Annotated in this window: 2 protein-coding genes and 2 pseudogenes; 3 read left to right on the top strand and 1 reads right to left on the bottom strand. The window is 62.8% G+C overall.

Annotation, left to right across the window (positions count from 1 at the left end; genetic code table 11):
• The 3 genes and pseudogenes from K2X24_RS18685 to K2X24_RS18675 form a co-directional block, all read left to right on the top strand.
• Nucleotides 1-759: calcium-binding protein (locus K2X24_RS18685; RefSeq protein ID WP_292499944.1), on the top strand; the 759-nt coding region annotated here is incomplete at its 5' end.
• Between the two features lie 77 nt (nt 760-836).
• Nucleotides 837-956: pseudogene (locus K2X24_RS18680) on the top strand (IS630 family transposase); the annotation flags it as partial.
• A gap of 244 nt (nt 957-1,200) precedes the next feature.
• Nucleotides 1,201-1,833, top strand: a complete 633-nt coding sequence (locus K2X24_RS18675; protein WP_292499942.1) for an IS5 family transposase — start codon at nt 1,201-1,203, stop codon at nt 1,831-1,833.
• Here K2X24_RS18675 and K2X24_RS18670 read toward each other — a convergent pair.
• Nucleotides 1,812-1,905, bottom strand: a pseudogene (locus K2X24_RS18670) (IS6 family transposase); the annotation flags it as partial. The gene K2X24_RS18675 and the pseudogene K2X24_RS18670 overlap by 22 nt on opposite strands.

Below are 1,905 nucleotides of genomic sequence, written 5' to 3'. Positions count from 1 at the left end.
ATCACCGGCGGCCGGGGTGACGACACGATCTACGGCAATGCCGGCAACGACACCTACCGCTACGCCCGTGGCGACGGCAACGACATCCTTGACGACGGCAACACCTTCGGGGGCACAGCCGACAAGCTCGTGCTCGCCGGTATCAACCCGAACGCAATCAGCCTGGAGCGCAGCGGCGACGACGTCACCCTGATCATCGCACCCTCCACCCCCGGCGGCACGGACGGAGGCTGGGTCACCCTGGCCCGCCAGGTCGACGCCTACTGGGAGAAAGGCATCGAACAGGTCGTCTTCGCCGACGGGACGGTCTGGTCGGCCCAGGATCTGCGCCAGAAGGTGGCGGACCAAGCAGGATGGATCCGCGGAACTGATGGGAGCGATACCCTCAATGGCAGCAGCGCCAACGACATTATCGACGGAAAAGCGGGTAATGATTACCTCAGCGGCCGCCTTGGCGATGACACCTACATCTTCGGACGCGGTTACGGACGCGACACTATCGATGATGAGGGCGTTGATGCAGGTCCGTCTGCTGACCGAGTATCGTTCTCTGCCGGCATCAGTTCTACGGACGTACATTTTGCCCGATCTGGTAATGACCTCCTCGTAACGATTAATGACACATCGGATCAGCTCACAATAAAAGACGGATTGTGGTCCATATATAACAATCCGAATTTCGGGCGCGACAAGGTTGAATTGTTTGAATTCGCTGATGGAAATCGAATGAATTTAGATGAGGTAATGCTTTTAATCTGAGAGACACGGTAATTTAGTTTTAGAAACCAGCCTGAGAGAACACAGAGTCTGAATTCTGTGTTTTCTCAGGCCGGACTGTCGAGCAGGTGCTCGCCCCAACCCTCAGGCCCGGCGACACCGTCATCCTCGACAACCCGCCCGCCCACAAGGGCGCGGCGATCCAGGTCGCCATCAAGGCCAGCGGTGTTGCGCGCTTGCAGAGATCGAAATGCTTGTAACCACGGGCCGCAAACCACCCGGTCCGGTCGTAGATCAGACAAGCGGGTCCCGACCCATTAGAGACATTCGGGTAGCGGGCGTGATAGCGCCTCCTGCCACACGCTACGCTCCTGCGTCGGCGACGGAGATACCAGCCCGAGATGTTGATGGTGGGGCTCCTCCTAGTCTAGGGCGTCTCTGCAAAGGGTTCACAGGTGGGGTGACCGCCCCCATGTGGGCGGGATGCGACGCTACGAACTGACCGATGCGCAGTGGGAGCAGATCGCCCCGCTGCTCCCTCCGCAGAAGCCGCGCACGGGCCGGCCTGCCGAGGATCACTGCCAAGTCCTGAACGGCATGCTCTGGATCTTGCGCACGGGTGCGCCGTGGGCGGATCTGCCGGCCCGCTATGGTTCTGTCGAGACTGTGTCGAGCCGGTTCTACCGCTGGCGGCAGGCCGGCGTGTTCGACCGGGTGCTGCGGCGCTTGCAGGCGCAGGCGGATGCCCGAGGCAATCTGGATTGGAACCTGCACTTCGTGGACGCCACGGTGGTGCGCGCCCACCAGCACGCCGCCGGTGCACGCCGGTCCGGCGCCATCGGGGGGAGGGGACGGTCGAGGGGGTTGGTGAAGCGCTCGGGCGCAGCCAGGGCGGGTTCTCGACCAAGCTGCACCTGCGCGCCGAGGGGAGCGGCTAAGCCGATCGCCGCGGTGCTGACGGCCGGCGAGCGCCACGAGCAGTTCGCGCTGGATGCGCTGATGGACAAGGGGGCGTTACCACGCCGAGGGCGAGGCCAGCGGGCTTGTCGCAAGCCGTGCCGTAGGCTGCATCAGAGGCTGGATCTCGCGCGTTTTCAGGTTTTGTTAACCGTCTGAAGTCCGAAGCAGACCCCGAGTAGCTGGTTCTGTTCGCGGACCGTCCACGCGCCGGCGAAGCCGAAGCCCTTG

It is taken from the genome of Methylobacterium sp. (assembly GCF_019750675.1).
GTDB lineage: Bacteria > Pseudomonadota > Alphaproteobacteria > Rhizobiales > Beijerinckiaceae > Methylobacterium.
This window is presented reverse-complemented; position numbering and strand designations above follow the sequence as displayed.